Below are 1,757 nucleotides of genomic sequence, written 5' to 3'. Positions count from 1 at the left end.
CGCCTGCCTCAGTGGTGTGCGCCGAGTCGATCGCGTCCTGGTTCGGCACCGAAAAATTGGTGCGTCGACTCTGACGGGGTCGATCCAGGCATGATTCCAGGCCTGCCGAATCGCATCCGTGCACTGCTGGGCGTGCAATTCCCCGTCGTGCAGGCCCCGATGACCTACATCGCCAGGGCTGAACTGGCCGCCGCCGTCTCCGAGGGCGGCGGCTTGGGCATGATCGAGACGCTGACCCTCGAGGGCCGGGCCGACCTGCGCCGGGTGCGCGAACTCACCGACCGCCCGGTCGCGGCGAACTTGATGATCCAGGGCTGGAAGAAGGATCCCGCGATCGTCGACGAACTGGTGGCCGCCGACGTCCGCCACGTCTTCACCTCGGCGGGGGATCCGGCCCTGTTCACCGCACGACTGCACGATGCCGGCATGACCGTCATCCACGTCGTCGGCTCATTGAAGGGGGCGATGAAGGCCGTGGACGCGGGGGTCGACGCGCTGGTGGTCGAGGGGGTGGAGGGCGGCGGGTTCAAGTCGGCCCTCGGGGCGTCGACGTTGGTGCTGCTGCCGCTCGTCGCCGATCGTGTCGACCTCCCGATCATCGCGGCCGGCGGCATCTGCGACGCCCGGTCGGCCGCGGCCGCCGTGGTGCTCGGCGCCGAGGGCGTGCAGATGGGCACCCGTATGCTCGCCAGCCACGAGGCCGGCGTGCACGCCAACTTCAAGAACGAGATCATCGCGGCCAGGGACGACGGCACTGTGCTGCTCGATCTGCCGGGCAACCCGACGATGCGCGTGCTGCGAACGGGTCTCGCGGCCCGGGCGGCCGCCGCCGAACCCGGAATCCAGTTGCTCGGCCGGATCACCGATCTGTATTTCGACGGTGACATGGAGGCCAGCGTCGCCAACACCGGTCAGGTGTCGTCACGCATCACCGAGCTGCAGCCGGCCGCGAAGATTGTCGAGCAGACCTGGTCAGAGATAGAGCAAGCACTGGCCGACAGCCGGTCTCGTATCGGTTAGTGCGCGGCGAACCAGTCGAGCAGCAGACCGGCGAGTTTGTCGGGTTCCTCGTCGGGTATCCAGTGCGAGACCCCGGGCATGACCTCGAACCGGTATTCCCCGGTCACGTATCTGCGGGTGTTGTGGGCCGATTTGGGCAGCAACGCGATATCGCCGTCGCTCCAGACGTAAAGCGTTGGCACCGAGACCTTTTGGTTGATCGAACGCGGATCCGACAGCGGCATTGCGCGATACCAGTTGATCGCTGCGGTCAATGCTCCGGGTTCGAGCATGGCGCGGGCATCGCGCTCGGCCACGGTGCGCGTCTGGCCGGCGCGCCGCAGCGCGGTCGACATGAAGCTGCCGTTGCGCCGCAACATCGTCCATTCCGGCAGGCGCGGCAACTGGAACAGGTACATGTAGTACGACGCCAGCCCCTGCCGGCTGTTCAGGAACGACTTGAGGAACGCCGCGGGGTGGGGCACGGAGATCGGTGACACGGTTTTCAGCCGATCGGGCATCGCCGCGGCCGCGGCCCACGCTACGGCGGCGCCCCAGTCGTGTCCGACCAGGTGCACGTGTTGCGCGCCGCTGGCGTCGATGAGTGCGCCGACGTCGCCGACGAGTTCAGGGATGCGGTAGTCGCGGCGACGCGACGGGCGGGCGCCCGGCGAATAGCCGCGCTGGTTGGGTGCCAGGCAGCGGTAGCCCCGCGCGGTCAGCCGCTCGATCACGGCGTCCCAGCTGTCGTTGTGTTG

The 1,757-nt window shown here is 68.1% G+C and carries 2 protein-coding genes; one reads left to right on the top strand and one right to left on the bottom strand.

Annotated elements, in window-relative coordinates; genetic code table 11:
• Positions 1-90: 90 nt before the first annotated feature.
• Entirely contained in the window at positions 91-1,020 is a 930-nt protein-coding gene (locus AC2VOG_RS16000; protein WP_486940854.1) for an NAD(P)H-dependent flavin oxidoreductase, read from the top strand.
• Here the strand turns inward: AC2VOG_RS16000 and AC2VOG_RS15995 are convergent.
• Positions 1,017-1,757: alpha/beta fold hydrolase (locus tag AC2VOG_RS15995; RefSeq protein ID WP_486940853.1), on the bottom strand; the 741-nt coding region annotated here is incomplete at its 5' end. The two genes, AC2VOG_RS16000 and AC2VOG_RS15995, sit on opposite strands and share 4 nt — an antisense overlap.

The sequence above is a fragment of the Mycobacterium sp. TH-M11 genome (genome assembly GCF_057473725.1).
The sequence above is the reverse complement of the archived record's forward strand: the minus strand, read 5'-3'. Positions and strand labels throughout refer to the sequence as shown.

Bases quoted from the DNA above. Each gene is read 5' to 3' on its own strand.
- AC2VOG_RS16000 (WP_486940854.1), top strand. From the start codon at position 91: ATGATTCCAGGCCTGCCGAATCGCATCCGTGCACTGCTGGGCGTGCAA.